At 74.2% G+C, this 20,372-nt stretch carries 14 protein-coding genes and 1 pseudogene; 9 read left to right on the plus strand and 6 right to left on the minus strand.

Going from position 1 to position 20,372, the window contains the following annotated elements; translation table 11 throughout:
• The first annotated feature begins 41 nt into the window (after positions 1-41).
• The 5 genes from GA0070607_RS20440 (at position 42) to mptB (GA0070607_RS20460) (ending at position 8,454) form a co-directional block, all read left to right on the plus strand.
• Positions 42-809: a type 1 glutamine amidotransferase gene (locus GA0070607_RS20440; RefSeq protein ID WP_089019636.1), complete on the plus strand. Its 768-nt coding sequence runs from the start codon at positions 42-44 to the stop codon at positions 807-809.
• Positions 809-3,832, plus strand: a complete 3,024-nt coding sequence (locus tag GA0070607_RS20445) for a bifunctional [glutamine synthetase] adenylyltransferase/[glutamine synthetase]-adenylyl-L-tyrosine phosphorylase (RefSeq protein ID WP_089019637.1) — start codon at positions 809-811, stop codon at positions 3,830-3,832. Before GA0070607_RS20440 ends, GA0070607_RS20445 begins: the two co-directional genes overlap by 1 nt.
• On the plus strand, positions 3,825-5,474 hold the full coding sequence (locus GA0070607_RS20450; RefSeq protein ID WP_231930066.1) for a hypothetical protein: 1,650 nt from the start codon (positions 3,825-3,827) through the stop codon (positions 5,472-5,474). Before GA0070607_RS20445 ends, GA0070607_RS20450 begins: the two co-directional genes overlap by 8 nt.
• Before the next feature lie 71 nt (positions 5,475-5,545).
• On the plus strand, positions 5,546-6,946 hold the full coding sequence (gene mptB / locus GA0070607_RS20455; RefSeq protein ID WP_172899072.1) for a polyprenol phosphomannose-dependent alpha 1,6 mannosyltransferase MptB: 1,401 nt from the start codon (positions 5,546-5,548) through the stop codon (positions 6,944-6,946).
• A gap of 71 nt (positions 6,947-7,017) precedes the next feature.
• Positions 7,018-8,454 (plus strand): polyprenol phosphomannose-dependent alpha 1,6 mannosyltransferase MptB, encoded by a 1,437-nt coding sequence (gene mptB / locus GA0070607_RS20460; RefSeq protein ID WP_089021973.1) that lies wholly within the window; start codon positions 7,018-7,020, stop codon positions 8,452-8,454.
• Between the two features lie 173 nt (positions 8,455-8,627).
• Here the strand turns inward: mptB (GA0070607_RS20460) and GA0070607_RS33455 are convergent.
• Together GA0070607_RS33455 and glnA are read right to left on the minus strand one after the other, a co-directional pair.
• Positions 8,628-8,768, minus strand: a pseudogene (locus GA0070607_RS33455) (helix-turn-helix transcriptional regulator); the annotation flags it as partial.
• Positions 8,769-8,903: 135 nt separating this feature from the next.
• Positions 8,904-10,328, minus strand: a complete 1,425-nt coding sequence (gene glnA / locus GA0070607_RS20470; RefSeq protein WP_089019640.1) for a type I glutamate--ammonia ligase — start codon at positions 10,326-10,328, stop codon at positions 8,904-8,906.
• Between the two features lie 260 nt (positions 10,329-10,588).
• Here glnA and GA0070607_RS20475 point away from each other — a divergent pair, with 260 nt between their 5' ends.
• Positions 10,589-10,987: an RDD family protein gene (locus tag GA0070607_RS20475; RefSeq protein ID WP_089019641.1), complete on the plus strand. Its 399-nt coding sequence runs from the start codon at positions 10,589-10,591 to the stop codon at positions 10,985-10,987.
• Between the two features lie 65 nt (positions 10,988-11,052).
• Here the strand turns inward: GA0070607_RS20475 and GA0070607_RS20480 are convergent, their stop codons facing one another.
• Positions 11,053-11,739, minus strand: a complete 687-nt coding sequence (locus tag GA0070607_RS20480; RefSeq protein ID WP_089019642.1) for a DUF4191 domain-containing protein — start codon at positions 11,737-11,739, stop codon at positions 11,053-11,055.
• A 207-nt stretch (positions 11,740-11,946) separates the two neighbouring features.
• Here GA0070607_RS20480 and GA0070607_RS32795 point away from each other — a divergent pair, with 207 nt between their 5' ends.
• Positions 11,947-12,117 carry a hypothetical protein gene (locus GA0070607_RS32795; RefSeq protein WP_172899073.1) on the plus strand — a complete coding sequence of 57 codons (171 nt, stop codon included), beginning with the start codon at positions 11,947-11,949 and terminating at the stop codon, positions 12,115-12,117.
• The gene (locus tag GA0070607_RS33835) at positions 12,114-15,122 is read left to right on the plus strand and encodes a helix-turn-helix transcriptional regulator (RefSeq protein ID WP_269458391.1); all 3,009 of its coding nucleotides are present in this window, start codon (positions 12,114-12,116) and stop codon (positions 15,120-15,122) included. The genes GA0070607_RS32795 and GA0070607_RS33835 overlap by 4 nt, the downstream gene beginning before the upstream one ends.
• Positions 15,123-15,145: 23 nt before the next feature.
• On the opposite strand, the gene GA0070607_RS20490 is transcribed toward GA0070607_RS33835, so the two are convergent.
• Together GA0070607_RS20490 and lipA are read right to left on the minus strand one after the other, a co-directional pair.
• Positions 15,146-16,723: a hypothetical protein gene (locus GA0070607_RS20490; protein WP_089019643.1), complete on the minus strand. Its 1,578-nt coding sequence runs from the start codon at positions 16,721-16,723 to the stop codon at positions 15,146-15,148.
• A gap of 129 nt (positions 16,724-16,852) precedes the next feature.
• On the minus strand, positions 16,853-17,848 hold the full coding sequence (gene lipA, locus GA0070607_RS20495; protein ID WP_089019644.1) for a lipoyl synthase: 996 nt from the start codon (positions 17,846-17,848) through the stop codon (positions 16,853-16,855).
• A 454-nt stretch (positions 17,849-18,302) separates the two neighbouring features.
• Here lipA and aspS point away from each other — a divergent pair, with 454 nt between their 5' ends.
• The gene (aspS, locus tag GA0070607_RS20500; RefSeq protein ID WP_089019645.1) at positions 18,303-19,589 is read left to right on the plus strand and encodes an aspartate--tRNA(Asn) ligase; all 1,287 of its coding nucleotides are present in this window, start codon (positions 18,303-18,305) and stop codon (positions 19,587-19,589) included.
• Positions 19,590-19,722: 133 nt separating this feature from the next.
• On the opposite strand, the gene lipB is transcribed toward aspS, so the two are convergent.
• On the minus strand, positions 19,723-20,364 hold the full coding sequence (gene lipB / locus GA0070607_RS20505) for a lipoyl(octanoyl) transferase LipB (protein WP_089019646.1): 642 nt from the start codon (positions 20,362-20,364) through the stop codon (positions 19,723-19,725).
• Positions 20,365-20,372: the final 8 nt, after the last annotated feature.

The following is a 20,372-nucleotide window of genomic DNA, read 5'->3' on the forward strand; positions in this document are numbered from 1 at the left end:
CGGGGCGTGGCGCCCGGCGGCGCACCGGCTAGCCTCGACGGGTGGCAACCGCTCTGGTGATCGAGAACGACCCGTCGGACGACCTGCGCCGACTGGGCGAATGGCTGACCGAGGCCGGGCTGGAGCTGTGGGTGGTCCGCCCGCACGCCGGCGACGAGCTCCCCGCCGACCTGGAGGGGTACGCGGCGCTCGTGGTGCTCGGCGGCGAGCAGCAGGCGTACCCGCTGCCGGACGGCTCGCCCGGCGCACAGTGGTTCCCGGCGGTGGAGGGGCTGCTGCGTAAGGCGGTCCGTTACCGGGTGCCCACCCTGGCCGTCTGCCTGGGGGCGCAGCTGCTCGCCACCGCGCACGCCGGGCTGGTCGAGCGGAGCCCGTCCGGGCCGGAGATCGGCCCCGGCGTGGTCGGCCGGCGGGACGCCGCCGAGAACGACCCGCTGTTCCGGTATGTGCCGCTGATCCCGGACGTGCTCCAGTGGCACTCCGACGAGATCACCGAGCTGCCCCGGGGCGCCACCCTGCTGGCCGCCTCCACCCGCTACCCGAACCAGGCGTTCCGGCTCGGTGACCGGGCCTGGGGGCTGCAGTTCCACATCGAGTGCGACACCGCGATGATCGCCGACTGGGCCGCCGACTCGACGCTCCTCGCCGACCTGGGCTACGACCCGGAGCTGGTGGTCGCGGCGTGCGCCTCGGTGATGGCCGACGTCGAGGAGGTCTGGCAGCCGTTCGCCGCCCGGTTCGCCGCGCTGGCCCTCGGTGAGCTGGACGACAGCACGATGCGGCGTGGCCTGCCGCTGCTCGGGCACTGATGAGCCGGCCGACCAGGGCGTCGGGCCGCCTCGCCCGGTACGGCTTCGGCACCGCCGATGGCGACGGCGGGGCGCGCGCCGCCGACCTGCTCGGCCCGGACGGGCTGCGGTTGTGGCGGCCGGCCGAGCAGGAGCCGGTCGACGAGCCGGCCGTGGAGCTGCTCGCCGCGCTGTCCCGGGCCGCCGACCCGGACCTGGCGCTGCGCCAGCTGCACCGCATCGTCGAGGCCGAACGCCGCGCGAACGGCGGCAGCGACCCCGGGTCGCCGCTGCTCGCGGAGCTGCACGCCGATTCCGGGTTGCGGCGGCGGCTGATCGCTGTGCTCGGCGCCTCGTCGGCGCTCGGCGACCATCTGGTGGCCCACCCCGAGCACTACGCGGCGCTGCGCACCGCCCCGGACGGGCTCGCCCCCACCGCCGAAGGCCGGCTGGAGCCGGCCGGCGACGGCAATCCGACGGCGGTGCTGCGGTCCGCGTACCGGCTGGCCCTGCTGCGGATCGCGGCGGCCGACCTGACCGGCGGGCGCGGCCTGGAGCAGACCATGGCGGCGCTCTCCGCGCTGGCGGACGCGACGCTGGCCGCGGCGTACGAGATCGCGGTCGCCGAGCTGCCCGCGGGCACCGCGCGGCCCCGGCTGGCCGTGGTGGCGATGGGCAAGTGCGGCGGCGGCGAGCTGAACTACGTCTCGGATGTGGATGTCATCTTCGTGGCCGCCGAGGACGCCGACCTCTCCGCCGCCACCCTGGTGGCGACCCGGCTGATCCACATCTGCGGGCTGGTGGCCTGGCCGGTGGACGCGGCGCTGCGTCCGGAGGGCAACCGGGGCCCGCTGGTGCGGACCCTCGCGAGCCACCTGGCCTACTACCGCCGGTGGGCCCGCACCTGGGAGTTCCAGGCGTTGCTCAAGGCCCGCCCGGCCGCCGGTGACCTGCCGCTGGCCCAGGAGTGGATCGACCAGCTCGCGCCGCTGGTGTGGCGGGCGGCGGAACGGCCCGAGGCGGTCGAGGACGTTCGCGCGATGCGACGCCGGATCATCGACAACATCCCGCCGAAGGAGCTGGAGCGCGAGATCAAGCGCGGCTCCGGCGGGTTGCGCGACATCGAGTTCGCCGTCCAGCTGTTGCAGCTCGTGCACGGACGCGGCGACGAGACGCTGCGGGTGCCCGGCACCATCCCGGCGTTGCGCGCGCTCGTCGCCGGCGGCTACGTCGGTCGTGCCGACGGCGAGGCGCTGCTGCGCGGCTACCGCTTCCTGCGCGGCATCGAGCACCGGCTCCAGTTGCAGGGCCTGCGCCGCACCCACACCGTGCCCACCGAGCCGGCCGCGCTGCGCTGGCTCGCCGCCGCGCTGGGCTACACGGCGACGCCGGGGCGCAGCGCCGTGGAAGCCTTCCGGGCCGAGTGGGTGACGCACGCCGCCGAGGTACGTCGGCTGCACGCCAAGCTGCTGTACCGGCCGTTGCTGGAGTCGGTCGCCCGGGTCCCGGCCGACGGGCTGCGGCTCACCCCGGAGGCGGCCCGGCACCGGTTGGAGATCCTCGGCTTCGCCGACCCGGCCGGGGCGCTGCGCCACCTCCAGGCCCTCACCGGTGGGGTGAGCCGCACCGCGGCCATCCAGCGGACCCTGCTGCCGGTGCTGCTCAGCGAGTTCGCCGACGCGCCGGAGCCGGACCGGGGGCTGCTCAACTACCGGAAGGTCTCCGACAAGCTGGGCAGCACCCCCTGGTATCTGCGGCTGCTGCGCGACGGTGGCCCGGTCGCCCGGCGGCTCGCCCGGGTCCTCGCCCTCTCCCGGTACGCCGCCGACCTGCTCGCGCGGGATCCGGAGGCGCTGCGGCTGCTGGCCGAGGAGAACGAGCTGGCGCCCCGCCCGCGCGAGGTGCTCCGGGAGGGGTTCCTCGCGGCGGCGGCCCGGCACACCGACCCGGTCGAGGCCACCCGGGCGGTGCGCGCGTTGCGCCGCCGGGAGCTGGTCCGGGTGGCCTGCGCCGACGTGCTCTGCCGGGCCGGTTCGCTCGCACCCACCCCCACCCGTACGGACGGCGGAACCCGGCCGGCCCCCGGGCTCGCCGACATCACCGCCGTCGGCACGGCGCTCGCCGACGTCACCGACGCCACCCTGGCCGCCGCGCTGCGCGCCGCCCAGGCCAGCCAGCCGGCACCAGCCGGGCTGCGGTTCGCGGTGATCGGCATGGGCCGGCTCGGCGGGTACGAGTCGAACTACCTCTCCGACGCCGACGTGCTCTTCGTCTACGACCCGCCCGCCGGCAGCAGCGAGAGCGCGGCCAGCGCCGCCGCCCACGCGATCGCCGAGGAGCTGCGTCGGCTGCTCGGCGTACCCGCCCCCGATCCGCCGCTCGGCGTCGATGCCGACCTGCGTCCGGAGGGCCGGCAGGGCCCGTTGGTGCGCAGCCTCGCCGCGTACGCCCAGTACTACGCCCGCTGGTCGCGGGTGTGGGAGGCACAGGCGCTGCTGCGCGCCCGGTTCGTCTGCGGTGACGCCGACCTGGGCGCCGAGTTCGAGGCGCTGATCGACCCGGTGCGCTACCCGGCCGAGGGGCTCACCCGCGAGCAGGTCGTCGAGATCCGCCGGATCAAGGCCCGGGTGGAGACCGAGCGGCTGCCCCGGGGCGCCGACCCGGCCACCCACACCAAGCTGGGTCGCGGCGGGCTGGCCGACGTGGAGTGGGCGGTGCAGCTCGTCCAGCTCCGGCACGCCGGCGCGGTGCCGGCGCTGCGCGGCACGCGTACCCTCGACGCGCTCGCGGCCGCCGAGCGGGCCGGCCTGATCGACCCGGCGGACGCCGCCGAGATGGCGGCCGGCTGGTCCCTGGCCGCGCAGGTCCGTAACGCGTTGATGCTGGTCCGTGGTCGGGCCGGCGACCAGCTGCCCCGGCACGGGGTCGAGTTGGCCGGGGTGGTCGCGCTGCTCGGCCGGGACGACCCGGGGGAGTTCCTCGACGAGTACCTGCGCACCGGCCGCCGCTCCCGCGCCGCGGCGGAACGGGTCCTCGATGCCTGACGCGCTGACCCAGCCGACCGGTACGGCGGCCGGCCGGCGTACCGGGGGCGCCCGGTCCCCGTACACCGTCTGGGTGCCGGCTGCCGGGGTCGCGGTGCTGCTCGCGGCCGTGTTCCTGCTCGCGCCGCGGATGGGCACCGACCTCGCCGCCCAGGTGGCCCGTGCCGAGTTCGCCGACCGGTACGGTGCCGCGCCCCTCGACCTCGGCTGGTACGGCGGTGTCAACCAGTACGGCTACAGCCTGTTCACGGCCAGGTTGGGCGCACTGATCGGGGTGCGTCCGCTGGGCGCACTCGCCGCAGTGCTCGGCGCGGCCGCGCTGGGTTGGCTGTTCGACCGGAATCGGGCTCGTCGGCCACTGCTGGCCGGTGTCCTCGGTGCCGTGGTGCTGGTCGGCAACCTGGCCAGCGGTCGGATCACCTTCGCCGTGGGGGTGACGTTCGGGCTGCTGGCGCTCTGCGCGGTCAGCGCGGAGCGCCCGCCGCGTCCGGTACGGCTGGCGCTCGCCGCCGGCTGCGCTGCCCTGGCGACGGCGGCAAGCCCGGTCGCCGGCCTGTTCACCGGCCTGGCAGGCGCGGCGTTGCTGCTGGCCGCCCTGCGTCGCGGTGACGGACCGGGCCGCCCGCTGCCGGGTGGGTGGCGAGCGGAGCGACCACTGGCGGAGGGCATCGTCCTGGCCGTGGCGCCCGCGCTCACGCTGGCCCCGATAGCGTTGTTCTTCGGCAACGGCGGCACCCAGCCGTACTCGCCCGAGTCGATGCGGATCAACGTCGCGCTCGCGGTGCTGGTGGGCGTCGTGCTGCCCCGTCGTCGCCGGGTGCTGCGCGTCGGCGCGGTGCTCACGGTGCTGCTCCTGGTCGGGGCCTACTACGTGCCCAGCCCCATCGGTTCCAACGCGTTGCGCCTGCCGATGCTCTTCGCCCTGCCCGTGCTGGCCGGGTACGCCCCGCTGCCGGGGCCGTGGCTGGCCGGGCTGCTCGCCGCGACCGTGTGGTGGCAGCCCCCGGTGATGGTGAGCGACGTCGTCCGGGCCGGCGCCGCCGAGAGCGCCGCCGGTTTCTACCGGCCGCTCGTCGCGGAACTGGAGCGGCGGCAGCCGGTCGGGCGGGTCGAGGTGGTGCCGCTGCGGGACCACTGGGAGTCCGCGTACCTGCCACCGACCGTGCCGCTGGCCCGCGGTTGGGAACGGCAGGTCGACAGCGATCGCAACGCGCTGTTCTACGACGGCGACCTGAGCGCGGAGACCTACGAACGTTGGCTACGCGACGTGGCGGTGACCTACGTGGTGGTCGCGGACGCTCCCGCGGACCGGTGGGGCCGCGACGAGGCCGAGCTGATCCGCACCGGCCTGCCGTACCTGCGGGAGGTCTGGCGTGATCCGACCTGGCGGATGTATGCAGTGGTCGATCCGACTCCGCTGGTCGGGGACCCGGGCCAACTCGTCGCCGCCGACCGGGGCTCGGTCCGGCTGACCGCCGCGCCGGGCGACGTGCTGGTTCGGGTCCGCTGGTCGCGCTGGCTGTCGCTCACCGGCCCGGACGGCTGCGTGCGGCCCGGCGCGAACGGGTGGACCGAGGTGCGGGTGCGTGCCGCCGGTGACTACTCGATCGCCAGCGGCCTCGCGCCGGCGAACCACTGCTGACCGTCCGGGGACGCTCTCCGGCCGGGTGCCTGCCGTCGGCTCCCCGCCGACGGGCTGGCAGCATGTCGGACGTGCCTCACCACCTCGCACGCTGGACCGGCCTGGCCGGCTCGACGCTGCTCGCGCTGTCCGCCTTCCTCGGGGGCGCGTTTCCCGGCGGCCCGCTGCGCAGCACCCCGGTCAGCATCTGGCAGGGCCCGAACGGCCCGCTGATCCTCGCCGCGTGGGCGGTCGGCACAGGCCTGCTGGCGTACGCCTGGTGGGCTCTGCGCGACGGGGTGCCGTCGACCCGCTGGGCCCTGGTCACCGTGGGGCTCTGGCTGCTGCCGCTGCTCGTCGCGCCGCCCACGGGCAGCCGGGACGTGTACGCGTACACCTGCCAGGGCGCCAGCTTCGTCGGCGGCATCAGCCCGTACGAGCAGGGCGTCTCCGCCCTGCCCTGTCCCTGGCTGGACACGGTCTCCTACATCTGGCGGGACACCCCGGCACCGTACGGCCCGCTCTTCGTGATCATCGCGGGTGCGGTGGTCAAGGTCGCCGGTTCGCTGACCGCCAGCATCGTGCTGTTCCGGGCGTTGTCGCTGGTCGGGGTGGTGTTGAGCGCGTGGGCACTGCCGGCGCTGGCTCGTCGAGCCGGCGTGCCGGCCGAGCGGGCCGTGTGGCTGGCACTGGGCTCCCCGCTGGTCGCCGCGCACCTGATCGGTGGCCCACACAACGATGTGCTGATGCTCGCCGCGCTTGTCGGTGGGCTGGCCGTGGTGGCGTCCCGGCCGGGCCGGCGTGGGCTGCTGCTGGTTGGCGGGGTGCTGCTCGGTGTCGCGGTGGCGATCAAGGTCACCGCCGTGGTGGTGGTGCCGTTCGCCGCGCTGGCGGCCACCGCCGGGCCGTACCGGATCCGGACTCTGATCCGTGACGGCGGCTGGGTGGTCGGCGGCGCGGTCGCCACCGTGGCGGGAGTGACCGCCGCCGGTGGGCTGGACTTCGGCTGGGTCGGCGGGCTGTCCCAGGGAGGCGCCGCCGTCGCGTGGACATCCCCGCCGACAGCGGTCGGCCAGACGGTCGGCTATGTCGCGGCGCTGTTCGGCGGGCACGTCGACGCGCTGCCGGTGACGCGCGGGATCGCCGTCGTGCTCCTGGCCGTACTCCTCGTCTGGCTCTGGTGGCGGGCTCGCACCCGCGACCCGCTGTTCTACGCCGGCCTCGCGCTCGCCCTCACGGTCGGGCTCTCTCCGGTGGTGCATCCCTGGTACTGGACCTGGCCGTTGTTCGTGCTGGCGGCCACCGCCCGGCGCACCAGGTGGTTCCTCGTGGTCGCCCTGGTCGCCTCGTTCCTGGTGCTGCCCGATGGCACCGGGCTGCCCCGGTACACCAAGTCGGTCGGGGCGCCGCTGATGACGCTGTTGGTGATCGTGCTGGTCATCTGGTTGGTACGGTCGGCTCGGGCGGCCCGTCAGCCGGTCGCTACCGACTGAGGAAAGGTGCGCCGGTGACAGTTCCCGGCGCCGCGCCCGTCGCCCCGCCACCATCCGCCGCTCCCGGTCCGCTGACGGCGCGCGTCGCCCGGTACGGCGGGCTGGCCGGCGCGGTCCTGCTCGCCGTGGCCGGGTACCTGGGTGGGGCGCTGCCCGACGCCCCGCTGGGCGCGACGCCGGTGTCGATCTGGCGCACCCCGGGCGGCCCGGCGACGCTGACCTGCTGGCTGGGCGGCACCGCACTGCTGGTCGGGGCGTGGTGGTCGCTGCGCGAGGGTGCGCCGTCGACCCGGTGGGCGTACGCCACCGCCGGCCTGTGGGCGTTGCCGCTGCTGCTCGCGCCGCCGATGGGCAGCCGGGACGTGTACTCGTACGCCTGCCAGGGCTGGACGTACGCGCACGGCCTCGACCCGTACGCGACTCCGGTGGCGGCGGCGGGCTGTCCGTGGCTGGACACGGTGGCACCGATCTGGCGGGACACCCCCGCCCCGTACGGACCGGTGTTCGTGCTGCTCGCGGCGCTCGCGGTCGGCCTGGGCGGCGGGCTCACCGGCGCGATCGTGCTGCTGCGGGTGATCGCGGTGGCGGGCCTGCTGCTGGCCGCGCTCTGCCTGCCCGGGCTGGCCCGCGCGGCCGGGGTGCCGACCCGACGGGCCGCCTGGCTGGCGCTGGCCAGCCCGCTGGTCGGGGTGCACCTGGTGGCCGGCGCGCACAACGACGCGGTGATGCTGGGTCTGCTGCTGTGCGGGCTGCTGGTGGTGATCCGCCGGCCGGGCCGACCTGCGGCGCTGCTGCTCGCCGGGGCGCTGCTCGGGCTGGCGGTGACGGTGAAGGCGAGCGCCGCGGTGGTGGCGCCGTTCGCCGCGCTGGCCGCGGTGCACGGCAGGTACACCGTGCGGGCGCTGCTGCGCGACGGCGGCTGGTTGGCCGGCGGGCTGTTCGCCGCGCTGCTGATCAACTCGGCGCTGTCCGGCCTGGGGTTCGGCTGGGTGGGCGGGTTGACCCACAGCGGCGACTCCGAGCAGTGGACGTCACCGCCCACCGCGGCCGGTTTCGTCGTCGACTACGCCGGCGCGCTGGTCGGCCGGGACCCGGCGGCGGTGCCGGTGCTCCGGGTCCTCGCGCTGCTGCTGCTCGCCGGAGTGCTGGCAGGGCTCTGGTGGCGGGCGTGGCGGGCGCTGCGCGCGTTGAACGACGTCCGGCAGCGGGTGACCCGGATCGAGGCGGGGCGCCCCCGGGTGGCGCTGCACGGCGCGGCGCTGGCGCTGGTCGCCACCGTCGTGCTGTCCCCGGTCTTCCACCCCTGGTACGCCACCTGGCCGCTGGCGCTGCTCGCCCTCACCGCCATCCGGACGGCGTGGTTCGTGCCGCCGGCCGCGGTGGCGGGCTTCCTCGCCCTGCCCGACGGCACCAACCTGGCCCGCTTCACCAAGGCCCCCGGCGCTGTGGCGATGACCGCCCTGCTCCTGACCGTGCTCATAGGCACCGCCCGCAGCCGCCATCGTTGATCATGAGGTTGACGGGGGCGATCCGGACGGAACGCCTCGCCAACCTCATGATCGTCATCGTCGTGCGGTCAAGATCGTGCTCGAACGTGGATGTAGTGGTGTCCGACACGATCGAGGCCACTAGATCCAGGATCGAGCGCGATCTTGAAGCGGGGCGGGGCGGGGCGGGGCTGGGGGACGCCCCGGCGGTAGTAGCGGCGCAGTCGGCCGTCCACCACTTCTTCCCGGTCGACCTCGACAAGGCCGGCGGCGACCAGTCGGTCGAGCGCCCCGTAGAGCGTCCCAGGGCGTGGCGACACGCGGTTTTCAGAGAGAGGGGTTTCCACCGCCTCGATATATCGACAGCGAAGGTATATCGGGGGACGTTATAAAGCGGCCGGGGCCGGCTCCGCGACAGCGGAGCCGGCCCCGGCCGGTGATCGAGTGACTGCTCAGCAGTCGTAGGCTGCTCAACAGTCGTAATACATGGCGAATTCGTGCGGGGTCGGGCGCAGGCGCACCGGGTCGACCTCGTTGGCCCGCTTCCAGTCGACCCAGGTGGAGATCAGGTCGGGGGTGAAGACCCCGCCGTCGAGCAGATAGTCGTGGTCGGCCTCCAGCGAGTCGAGCACGGCCGGCAGCGAGCCCGGCACCTGCTTGACGTCGCCCCATTCCTCGGGCGGGAGGTCGTAGAGGTCCTTGTCGATCGGCGTGGGTGGTTCGATCTTGCTCTTGATGCCGTCGAGGCCGGCCATCATCATGGCCGAGAAGGCGAGGTAGACGTTGGCCGACGGGTCCGGGACGCGGAACTCGACGCGCTTGGCCTTCGGGTTCGCGCCGGTGACGGGGATGCGGGTGCAGGCGGAGCGGTTGCGCTGGGAGTAGACCAGGTTGACCGGCGCTTCGAAGCCGGGCACGAGGCGCCGGTACGAGTTGACTGTCGGGTTGGTGAAGGCCAGCAGCGACGGCGCGTGGTGCAGCAGGCCGCCGATGTACCAGCGGGCGGTGTCGGACAGGCCGGCGTAGCCGGTCTCGTCGTAGAACAGTGGTTCGCCGTTGAGCCAGAGGCTCTGGTGGGTGTGCATGCCCGAGCCGTTGTCACCGAACAGGGGCTTGGGCATGAACGTGGCGGTCTTGCCGTTGGCCCAGGCTTCGTTCTTGACGATGTACTTGAAGAGTTGGAGTTGGTCGGCGGCGTGCAGCAGGGTGGAGAACCGGTAGTTGATCTCGGATTGGCCGGCGGTGCCGACCTCGTGGTGCGAGCGTTCCACGGTGAAGCCGGAGTCGACGAGGCGGCGCACGATCGCATCGCGCAGGTCGGCGTAGTGGTCGACCGGGGGGACGGGGAAGTAGCCGCCCTTGTAGGCGGTCTTGTAGCCGCGGTTGCCGCCGGGCTCTTCGCGGCCGGTGTTCCAGGCGCCCTCGACCGAGTCGATGTAGTAGAACGACTGGTGCGCGGAGGTTTCGTGGCGGATGGAGTCGAAGATGTAGAACTCGGCTTCGGCGCCGAAGTAGGCGGTGTCGGCGATGCCGCTGGCGGCGAGGTACGCCTCGGCCTTCTTCGCGACGTTGCGGGGGTCGCGGGTGTAGGCCTCGCGGGTGAACGGGTCGTGGATGAAGAAGTTCAACGCGAGGGTCTTCTGCGCCCGGAACGGGTCGATGAACGCGGTGGCGACGTCCGGGAGCAGGAGCATGTCCGACTCGTGGATCGCCTGGAAACCGCGGATCGATGAGCCGTCGAACGCGAGGCCGTCGGTGAACAGATCGTCGTTGACGGACTCGACCGGCAGGTTGAAGTGCTGCATCACACCGGGCAGGTCACAGAAACGAACGTCGACGAACTTCACGTCCTCGTTCTTGAGGTACCGCAGCAGTTCCTCGGAATTGGCGAACACACGTCCTCCTGGCACGTCCACGGGGTGGCTAGGCTTCTGGCGACGCTATGGCCAGGGGGTTGCCCGGCCGTGTCCCCGGTGTTTCTGCCGTGTTACGTCCCTCGCGGAGCGTCAGCGACGCTCCTCTACCGCTCCCGGTCCGCCGCGAGCCGCGTACCACGTACACCATTGTAATGACGTTTGATGCCATTGGCCGGATTTAGCGAGCGCGGTGGCAGCACCCGGAAGCCCCGATCGCGACACGGATACCCTTGACCGCTGTGACCAACCCGCAGGCCCCGGCAGCGCCGGCCACCGATCCCACCTTCACCCCACCGAGCCTGGGTCGGCGGTTCGGGGCGCTGATCATCGACTGGGTGCTGTGCCTGCTGGTGGCCAACATCTTCGCCGACCCGGTGCGCGACGGCTGGGCCCCCGTGCTGGTGCTGATCCTGCTGTACGGCTTCTTCCTCGGCCTGTTCGCCCAGACGCCGGGCATGTACATCACGAAGGTCCGCTGCGTGAACTGGCACGACGGCGGCCGGATCGGGCTGCTCCGTGGGCTGCTCCGGGGTCTGCTGCTGGCCCTCGTCGTCCCCGCGCTGATCATGGACGAGCACCGTCGCGGCCTGCACGACCGGCTCACCGACGCCGTCATCGTCGACGCGCCCCGCCGCTGACCACCCCCCGCAACGCGGAAGAGCCGGGCCCGTAGGGCTCCGGCTCTTCCGGGGGTACGCCAGGGTCAGCGCCGCGACTGGCGGAACGAGCCGCCCGGCGGCCGCATGTTCTTCGGGATCGCGCCCTTGGGCATCTGCGGCCGGGCCGTCAGCGCCTTGAGTCGCTTGTCCAGCGAGTTGACGTCCTTGCCGCTGAGCGCCCGGGGCAGCCGCAGCAGCGTGGTCCGCAGCTTGCGGATCGGCAGCTCGCCCTCCTCCTGCCCGATCACGTAGTCGTGCAGCGGGGCGGAGCCGATCACCTTGGCCAACCGCCGCTTCTCCTGCCCGAGCAGGCCGCGTACCCGCTGCGGGTTGCCCTCGGCCAGCAGGATCACGCCGGGCCGGCCGATCACCAGGTGGACCATGTCCATCTGGGTGGTGGAGCTGACGGCCGGGGTCACCCGCCAGTCGCCGCGCATGTTCTCCATGATCTGCGCCGCCGCGCCGGGCTGCCCCTCGGCGGCGTTCATCATCGCCTTGTTGGACCGCAGGTTCAGCACGATCAGCACCGCGAGCAGGGCGAACAGGATGCCCAGCGGCAGCCAGATCCAGCTCCAGAGGATGACCGCGACCACGGTGAGGGCGAGCGGGAGGAGCACCGCGGCGGCGACCAGCGGCGCGAACCACCGGTCCTGCTTGGCGGTGAACTGGAACACCATCCCGATCTGCTTCAGCCGCTGGCCGAACGAGACCTTCTCCTGGGGCTTTGCCATGCCGCAGAGTCTAGTGGGCGCCGCCCGCCCCGTTGATCCGCGTCCGGGTGCCGGCCGGCTGAGTACCTTACGTCGCCGTACGCCCCCGCGGCCGGCGGGTAAGGAGGGTGGCGCCGGAGAAGATCCGGCAGTGTGCCCATGCCCGGATGGGGCCTTCGCGCGAAGAGTCATCAACAGCAAGATGACGACGCCACGAAGGAGCCCGAGATGTTCGGCAACGACGCAGACTTCCTGCTCACCCTGCACCACAGCCACGCCGCCGAGCTGCGCGCCGAGGCGGCGACGGAACGGCTCGCCCGTTCGCTGTCGCGCCCCGCCAGGCGCACCTGGCTGGGCCGGCGCCAGCAGATCCGGCGCACCGGCGACGACCACCGGTGACCGCGACCGCCCTGCCCGCCGCCGCGCCCACCCCGCCGCCGTCCCCGCCGCTCGGTCACCAGCCGATCGGCGGGGACGGCGTTCGGGCCCGTCGTGGCATGCTCGACCCCGTGACCGTACGTGCCGCCAGCTCCGTCCTCGTCGGCCGCCAGCGCGAGATCGCCGCGCTGCGGGCCGCGCTAGCCCGGGCCCGGGCCGGGGAACCCAGCACCGTGCTGGTCGGTGGCGAGGCGGGCGTCGGCAAGACCCGGCTGCTGGAGGAGTTCGCGGGCTCGGCCACCGACGCCGGCGCGCGGGTGCTCGTCGGGCAGTGCCTGGAGCTGGGCGAGGCCGGCCTGCCGTTCGCGCCGTTCGCCGCCGCCCTGCGCGCGGTGCTGCGCGCCGACGGCGCCGAGGTCTTCGCCGGATACGAGGCGGAGTTCGCCCGGCTCCTGCCGGAGCTGGGCCGGGTGTCCGCCGCGCTGGCCGCGCCGGCCGCCGCGCCGCTCACCGACGCGCCGCGCGGCTACCTGTTCGACCTGGTCGCCGAGCTGTTCCAACGGCTCGCCGACGTCCGGCCGCTGGTGCTGGTGATCGAGGACCTGCACTGGGCCGACCGTTCCACCCGTGACCTGATCGGTTTCCTGGTCCGGGCCGCCCGGCCGGGCCGACTGCTGCTGGTCAGCACCTACCGCACCGACGAGCTGCAGCGCGGGCATCCGCTGCGCCCGTTCCTGGCCGAGCTGGACCGGGCCCGCGGCGTCGAGCGGGTCGAGCTGGGCCGGCTGGACCGCGACGGCACCGCCGCGATCCTCGCCGACCTCCTCGGCGCCGAGCCGCATCCCCGCGCCATCGACGACATCCACAAGCGCACCCAGGGCAATCCGTTCTTCATCGAGGAGCTGACCGTCGCGGGCGACCCGATCGGCTGCGCCGCGCTACCCGAGACGCTGCGCGACCTGCTGCTGGCCCGGGTGGACCGGCTGCCCGAGCCCGCCCAGCGGGTGCTGCGGATCGCCGCCGCCGGCGGCACCCGCTTCGCCCACCACCTGCTCGCCGAGGTGGCCGGGCTGCCCGAGGCCGAGCTGGAGGACGCGCTGCGCGCCGCCGTCGCCGCCCAGCTGGTCGTGGCTCGTGACGGCGACTACGAGTTCCGGCACGCGCTGGTCCGCGAGGCCGTGCACGACGAACTGCTGCCCGGCGAGCACGCCCGGCTGCACGCCCGGTTCGCCGCCGCGATCGAGGCCCAGCCGCACCTGGTCGCCGAAGGGCGGGCCCCGGCCGAGATCGCCCATCACTGGTACGCCGCGAACGACCACCCCCGGGCCCTGGTCACCGCACGGGCCGCCGCCTGCGCCGCCGCCGACCGGTACGCCTACGCCGAGCAGCGCCGCCTGCTGGAACGGGTGCTGGAGCTGTGGGAACTCGTGCCCGACGCCGCCGACCGGCTCGGCATGGACCACCTGGCGCTGCTGGAGCAGACGCTGAACGCCGCGGTCACGGCGGGCGACTTCAGCCGCGCGATCACCCTGACCAGGGCCGGGCTGGCCGAGGTGGACGCCGAGGCCGCGCCCCTGCGCGCCGCCCGCCTGCTGGCCCAGCGGGGCCGCCTGCTGGCCCTGCTCGGCAAGAGCGACGGCAGCAGCGAGCTGGGTGAGGCGTACCGGCTGGCGGCGGGCGGCCCGGCCGGCGTGGAGCGGGTACAGCTGCTCGCCGACATCGCCGCCCACCTGGTCAAGATCGACTCGCGGCAGGCGGCCCGGGTGGCCACCGAGGCCGTCGCGGACGCCGAGGCCCTCGGCGAGTACGTGGCCCTGCTGCCCACGCGGATCGCCCTGCTCTGCCACGGCGACCGGGACCTGGAGCAGGGGCTTGCGGAGCTGCACGAGGCCGAGTCGGCCGCCCGCGCCGCCGGGGACGCGCCGGCCCTGGTGAACGCCATGGTGTACCGATCGGACGTGCTCTGCGAGCTGGGCCGCTACGCCGAGTCCGCGCAGGCGGCCGAGGCCGGCGTCGCCGAGGCGCGGCGGGTGGGGATCAGCCGTTCCACAGGCGCGTACCTGCTGAGCAACCGGGCCGAGGCGCTGATCGCGCTGGGCCGGTGGGATGAGGCGGAGGCGGTGTGCGCGGAGGCCGCCCGGATCGATCTGTCCGGCGTCACCGGGGTGCACTGGCTCCAGTTGGGCGCCGGCCTGCGGCTGGCCCGCGCCCACCCGGGCGCCGACGAGCTGGTCGACCGGGCGCTGGCCTTCCTCGGCCGGCCCTACCTGCGGCCGAGTCACCGGCTGCCCCTGCACGAGCTGGGGATCGAGTCGGCGCTGGCCGCCGACGACAAGGTCGAGGCGATCCGGGCGGCCCGCGTCGCGCTGGCCGATCAGAGCCTGCCGCAGCTGCCCCGCGAGGGTTGGCCGGTGCTCAGCGCGGTCGCGCGTACCGCCGCCCGGGTGGGGGACCGGGAGTTGGCCGCCACCGTCGCGGCGCTCGCCGCCGACCTGCCCGCGCGGCACCCGGCCGCGCGGGCGCACGCCGCCCAGGTCACCGCCCTGCTCGCGACCGCCGGGCGAGCGCTGCCGGCCTGGCGTGCGGCGGTGGACGCGTGGCGCGCCGACGGGCAGCCGTATCCGCTGGGCCGGGCGTTGCTGGCGCTGGCCGAGGCGGCCGCCGCCGCGGGAGAGCGGGACGAGGTGGCGGCCGCGGTCACCGAGGCCACCGAGATCGCCCGGCGGCTGGGCGCGACGCCGCTGGCCGAGGCGGCCGCCACCCTGGCCCGCCGGGTCGGCCTGCGCGGGGCGGGCCAGGCGGGGCCCGGCGCCGACCTGCTGACCTCGCGGGAACGGGAGGTGCTGCGGCTGGTCGCCGAGGGGCACAGCAACAGCCGGATCGCCGAGCAGCTGTTCATCTCGCCGAAGACGGCAAGCGTCCACGTGTCCCGGATCATCGCCAAGCTCGGCGTGACCAACCGGGGGGAGGCCGCCGCCCTGGCCCACCGCCTCGGTCTGCTCGCCGAGACCGCCGCACCCCGCTGACGGGCGGGCCGGTCAGCCCGTCCTCAGGTGCGCGGCAGATAGATCCGCCAGCCGTCGAGGGTGACCAGTTCCAGGCTGTCCGGGGCGGCGCGCAGCCGGTCGTCGAGGCGGGCCGCCATCGGCGACCCGGTCGGCGCGACCCAGGCCGGCGCCGTCGCACGCTCCACCTCCAGCCGGTACGCGGGGTAGCGGTCGAGGCCGGGGCGCAGCCTGTCGTCGACGACCGCGCAGACCACCTCCTCCGCGCTGGCGAAGGTGAGCCGGTTGCAGGTCCAGTAGCCGCCGTGCACCTGCCGTACGCCGAGATGGCGCAGCGTGGTCACCAGCTCGGCGTGCCGGGCCTCGACGGCCCGGGTCGCCGGGGCGGTCTGCGCCACCCGCCAGGTGGCGTGGGCGGTGGTGCCCACCGTGGCGGCGAGCACGGCCAGCGCGACCGGTCGGGCGACGGTCCGGCCGCCCCCGTTCCGGGCCACCGTCCACACCGGCCAGAGCAGCGCCGGCGTGGAGATGAGCAGGCAGGACAGGTAGCGGGAACTCTCCACCGGGGTGAGCCCGGCGGCGCTGCTCACTGTGTACGCGCCGAGAGTGGCCGCCGCGGCCAGAACGAGGCCCAGCCGCATCGCCGCCGCGGCCCGGGGCGACGGACCAGCGGTGGGCGACCGGCGCAGCACCCGCCAGGCGGTCCCGGCGGCGACGGCCAGCAGCACCGGCAGAACGAGCGCCCACCACAGCTGCCAGGTGGCGCACCGCCCCGGCGCGCAGAAGCCCATGCCCAGCGGTGGGCCGAGCAGCAGCCCGCCGTGCAGCCGGTCCGTCCAGCCCGTGGTGGCGTCCGCGCCGCTGGCGGCGAGCATCGCGTGCAGTGGGATCCGCTTGGTCAGCAGGCTGTGCGCCAGCAGGGGGGCCGCGCCCAGCACGGTGGCCGCCCCGAGCAGCACGCCGGCCGCTCCGCGAAGTTCCCGGCGGCAGAACGCGACCAGCACCGCGCCGGTGGCGAGGACGTACGCCAGCACCAGCGGGTCGACCCAGAGCATGAGGCCGGCCAGGAAGCCCCACAGCGCCCAGCGCACCGGCCGCCGACCCGGCCGTCCGGTGGCCAGATCCAGGGCCAGCAGGGCGAGCGCCACCCCCGCCGCGTTCATCTCGGGATAGCCGCCGCCGGCGATCAGCTGGTTCTTGACCACCCGATCGGAGCCGAGGGCGAGCAGCGCCACCACCAGCAGCCCGAACCAGCGGTCCCCGGTCAGCCGCAGGGTCAGCCGCCAGGCCAGCAGCAGGAACACCGCGTACAGCGCCAGTGTCGGCAGGCGCAGGCCGAGCAGTGATGGCCCGCCGGTCAGGGCGAACACGGGTGCGGCCAGATACGCCTCCAGCGTGCCCATGTACTGCTGGCCGTAGAACCAGACCGGGAAGCCCTCACCCCGGGCGATGTGCAGCGCGGCCAACCCCATGGTGGCCTCGTCGCTGTTGGTCGGCGGCGCGGCGTGGCCCAGCAGACCCAGGCGATAGCCGACACCCGCGACGACGGCGGGCACGGTGAGGATTTCGGGCAGCCGCGACCGCCGGACGGGTGGCGATACCCGCTGCACAGACACCAACACCTGTACATAACGGGCGAAGCGGGCAATTGGCGCGCAAGCGCCAACGTCCGGCGGCAGCCGTCAGCCGATCGGGGCACCCCAGGTGTCGGCGCTCCCCGACGCGACGTGCGGCGGCGCCGTCGGTGCGGGTTAGCCGGCGGTGCCGACCGGTGCGGCGGCGCGGGCGTCGAGAGCCTGGCGGTAGAGCCGGCCGGCGCGGTACGACGAGCGCACCAGCGGCCCGCTCATCACCCCGGCGAAGCCGATCTCCTCGGCCTCCTCGCGCAGCTCCACGAACTCCTCCGGCTTGACCCATCGGGTCACCGGGTGGTGCCGGGGCGAGGGGCGCAGGTACTGCGTGATGGTGATCAGCTCACAGCCGGCCTCGTGCAGGTCGCGCAGCGCCTGCGAGACCTCGGCCCGCTCCTCGCCCATGCCCAGGATCAGGTTGCTCTTGGTGACCAGGCCGTCGGCGCGGGCCTTACGGATCACGTCCAGCGAGCGGTCGTAGCGGAACGCGGGGCGGATCCGCTTGAAGATGCGCGGCACCGTCTCCACGTTGTGCGCCAGCACCTCCGGGCGGGAGCCGAAGACCTCGGCCAGCTGCTCGGGGACGGCGTTGAAGTCCGGGATCAGCAGCTCGACGCCGCAGCCCGGCTGGAGGGCGTGGATCTGCCGCACGGTCTCGGCGTACAGCCACGCGCCGCCGTCGGGCAGGTCGTCACGGGCGACGCCGGTGATGGTGGCGTAGCGCAGCCCCATGGACACCACCGACTCGGCGACCCGGCGGGGCTCGTCGGCGTCGAACTCGGCCGGCTTGCCGGTGTCGATCTGGCAGAAGTCGCAGCGCCGGGTGCACTGGTCGCCGCCGATCAGGAAGGTGGCCTCGCGGTCTTCCCAACACTCGTAGATGTTGGGGCAGCCGGCCTCCTGGCAGACGGTGTGCAGCCCCTCGCGCGAGACGAGCCCGCGCAGCTGGGTGTACTCCGGGCCCATCTTGGCCTTGACCTTGATCCATGGCGGCTTGCGCTCGATCGGCGTCTCGGCGTTGCGCGCCTCGATCCGCAGCAGACGCCGCCCCTCGGGGGCGGCCGTTGCGGTGCGCGCTGCCTGGCCGGTCGTCGGCGCGGAGTGCTCGATCGTCACGAAAACGAGCCTACGCCCGACGGCCGCCGTCTATGTGCGTCGGGCGACCGGCGTCACGCCGCGGATGTTGTGACGCCGGACACCAGCGGCTCGAAATTGGCGTCACAGCCACGGGGATCGGGTGTTACCGTCACCGCCAACAGCGACGACGGAGCCGAGTAGCGCCCCGACCCGCCAGTGCAGAGAGCCGCCGGTGCTGAGAGGCGGTCTGGCGCCGGTGCGCGAAGACCCTCCCGAGCTGCGGGAAGAACGGTTGCGGGTCACCCCGTGCCCAGTAGAGCCCGCCCGGCTGGCCCCGGTCATCAGGCGACGAACGAGGCCCCCGCTCCGGCGGGGGCGAAGGTGTGGTGGCACCGCGAGGTTCCCGCTCGCCCACACCTCCCTGGGGCTGATGCGACGCTTTCGCCACCCCGGGGCGGCGACGGCGTGGCGATCGACCGAGGAGCAGCCCGCCATGCAACGAACCCTGTCCCACCAACTGCCCGCCCAGGTCGGCGCGACCGTGCGGATCGCCGGCTGGGTGCACCGCCGCCGAATGCTCAAGTCGGTGGCCTTCCTGATCGTGCGCGACGCCACCGGCCTGGCCCAGGTCGTCGTCACCGATCCGGCCGTCCGCGCCGAGCTGGACAAGCTCACCGAGGAGACGGTCGTCGAGGTGATTGCGACGGCCACCGCGAACGAGACGGCGCCCACCGGGGTCGAGCTGACCGACCCGACGGTACGTCCGCTCGGCCCGCCCGCAGTGCCGCCGCCGTTCGACCTGTACCGGCCGGCGCTCACCGCGAGCCTGCCCACCCAGCTCGACAACGCGCCGACCGCGCTGCGTCACCCGACCCGATCCGCAGCGCTGCGGATCTCGGCGGCGGCGGTGGCCGGGTTCCGTGCCGCGCTCGACGCCCGGGACTTCGTGGAGGTCCACACGCCGAAGGTGGTCAGCTCCTCCACGGAGAGCGGGGCGAACGTGTTCGCGCTGGACTGGTTCGGCCGGCCCGCGTACCTGGCCCAGTCACCGCAGTTCTACAAGCAGCTGATGGTCGGCGTCTTCGAACGGGTCTACGAGGTGGGGCCGGTCTTCCGGGCCGAACCGCACGACACCGTCCGGCACCTCGCGCAGTACACCTCGCTCGACGTGGAGCTGGGCTTCGTCGCCGACCACCGCGACGTGATGATCGTCCTGCGGGACACCCTGGCCGGGATGCTGGGCACCGTCAACGAGCGGGCCGCCGGCGCCCTGGCGACGCTCGGCGTCGAGGTGCCGGCCGTGCCGGCGCAGATCCCCGCGGTGCACTTCACCGAGGCGTTGAGGATCGCCGGCGCGCCCGCCGACGAGCCGGACCTCGCGCCCGCCCATGAACGGGCGCTGGGGGAGTGGGCCCGCCGCGAGCACCTGTCGGACTTCCTCTTCGTCACCGGCTATCCGATGGCGAAGCGCCCGTTCTACACCCACCCGGACCCGGCCCGGCCGGACTACTCCAACGGCTTCGACCTGCTCTTCCGGGGGCTTGAGCTGGTCACCGGCGGGCAGCGCCTGCACCGGCACGCCGACTACCTGGCGGCGCTGGCGGCCCGGGGGGAGCCGGTCGAGCCGTACGCCGGCTACCTCGACGCCTTCCGGCACGGCATGCCACCGCACGGCGGCTTCGCCATCGGCCTGGAGCGCTTCGTTGCCCGCCTGGTCGGCGCGGCGAACATCCGGGAGGTCACCGCGTTCCCCCGCGACCTACACCGCCTAACCCCCTGACCAACGGCCAAGCCCTCCGCCCGCCCGCCCGCCCGCCCGGGCGGGCGGGCGGGCGACTCGTCGATCTAGGGGAAATCGCGGCGTCTGTAGATCAATCAGCGACGATAGTCCCTAGATCGACGAGGTTGGGCGGTCAGGCCTCGATCAGGGTGGAGAGGCGGCGCTCGACGACTGGGAGCACGTCGGCGACGGTGATCGGGCGGGCCAGCTCGGCGGTGAGCGAGGTGACGCCGGCGTCCCGGATGCCGCACGGCACAATCCGGTCGAAGTGCGTCAGGTCGCAGTCGCAGTTGATCGAGAAGCCGTGCAGGGTGACGCCCCGGGCGACCCGGATGCCGATGGCGGCCACCTTGCGGGCCGGCCCCCGGTCGTCCTCGGGCACCCAGACCCCGCTGCGCCCCTCGACCCGGCCGGCGGTCAGCCCGAACTCGGCGCACACGTCGATCAGCAGTTCCTCGGTGCGGCGCACGTAGGCGACCACATCCACCGGGTCGGGGAGCCGGAGGATCGGGTAGCCGACGAGCTGCCCCGGCCCGTGCCAGGTGATCTTGCCGCCGCGGTCCACGTCGACGACCGGGGTGCCGTCCACCGGCCGGTCCCACGGCTCGGTGCGCTTGCCCGCGGTGTAGACGCTCGGGTGCTCCAGCAGCAGCACGGTGTCGCCGCGCTCGCCGGCCACCACCGACTCGTGCAGGCGCCGCTGCTCGTCCCAGGCGGCCTGGTACTCGAGCAGGCCGGCACGGACGGCCGTCAGGCCGGAGGTCGTCGTCGTCACGCCTCTCA

This window comes from Micromonospora coriariae, from assembly GCF_900091455.1.
Classification (GTDB): domain Bacteria; phylum Actinomycetota; class Actinomycetes; order Mycobacteriales; family Micromonosporaceae; genus Micromonospora; species Micromonospora coriariae.

What these genes read in the sequence shown, in the direction of transcription:
- GA0070607_RS20445 (WP_089019637.1), top strand. Translation starts at nt 809, where the DNA reads ATGAGCCGGCCGACCAGGGCGTCGGGCCGCCTCGCCCGGTACGGCTTC.
- GA0070607_RS20450 (WP_231930066.1), top strand. Translation starts at nt 3,825, where the DNA reads ATGCCTGACGCGCTGACCCAGCCGACCGGTACGGCGGCCGGCCGGCGT.
- GA0070607_RS20480 (WP_089019642.1), bottom strand. Translation starts at nt 11,739, where the DNA reads ATGGCAAAGCCCCAGGAGAAGGTCTCGTTCGGCCAGCGGCTGAAGCAG.
- GA0070607_RS32795 (WP_172899073.1), top strand. Translation starts at nt 11,947, where the DNA reads ATGTTCGGCAACGACGCAGACTTCCTGCTCACCCTGCACCACAGCCAC.
- aspS (WP_089019645.1), top strand. Translation starts at nt 18,303, where the DNA reads ATGCAACGAACCCTGTCCCACCAACTGCCCGCCCAGGTCGGCGCGACC.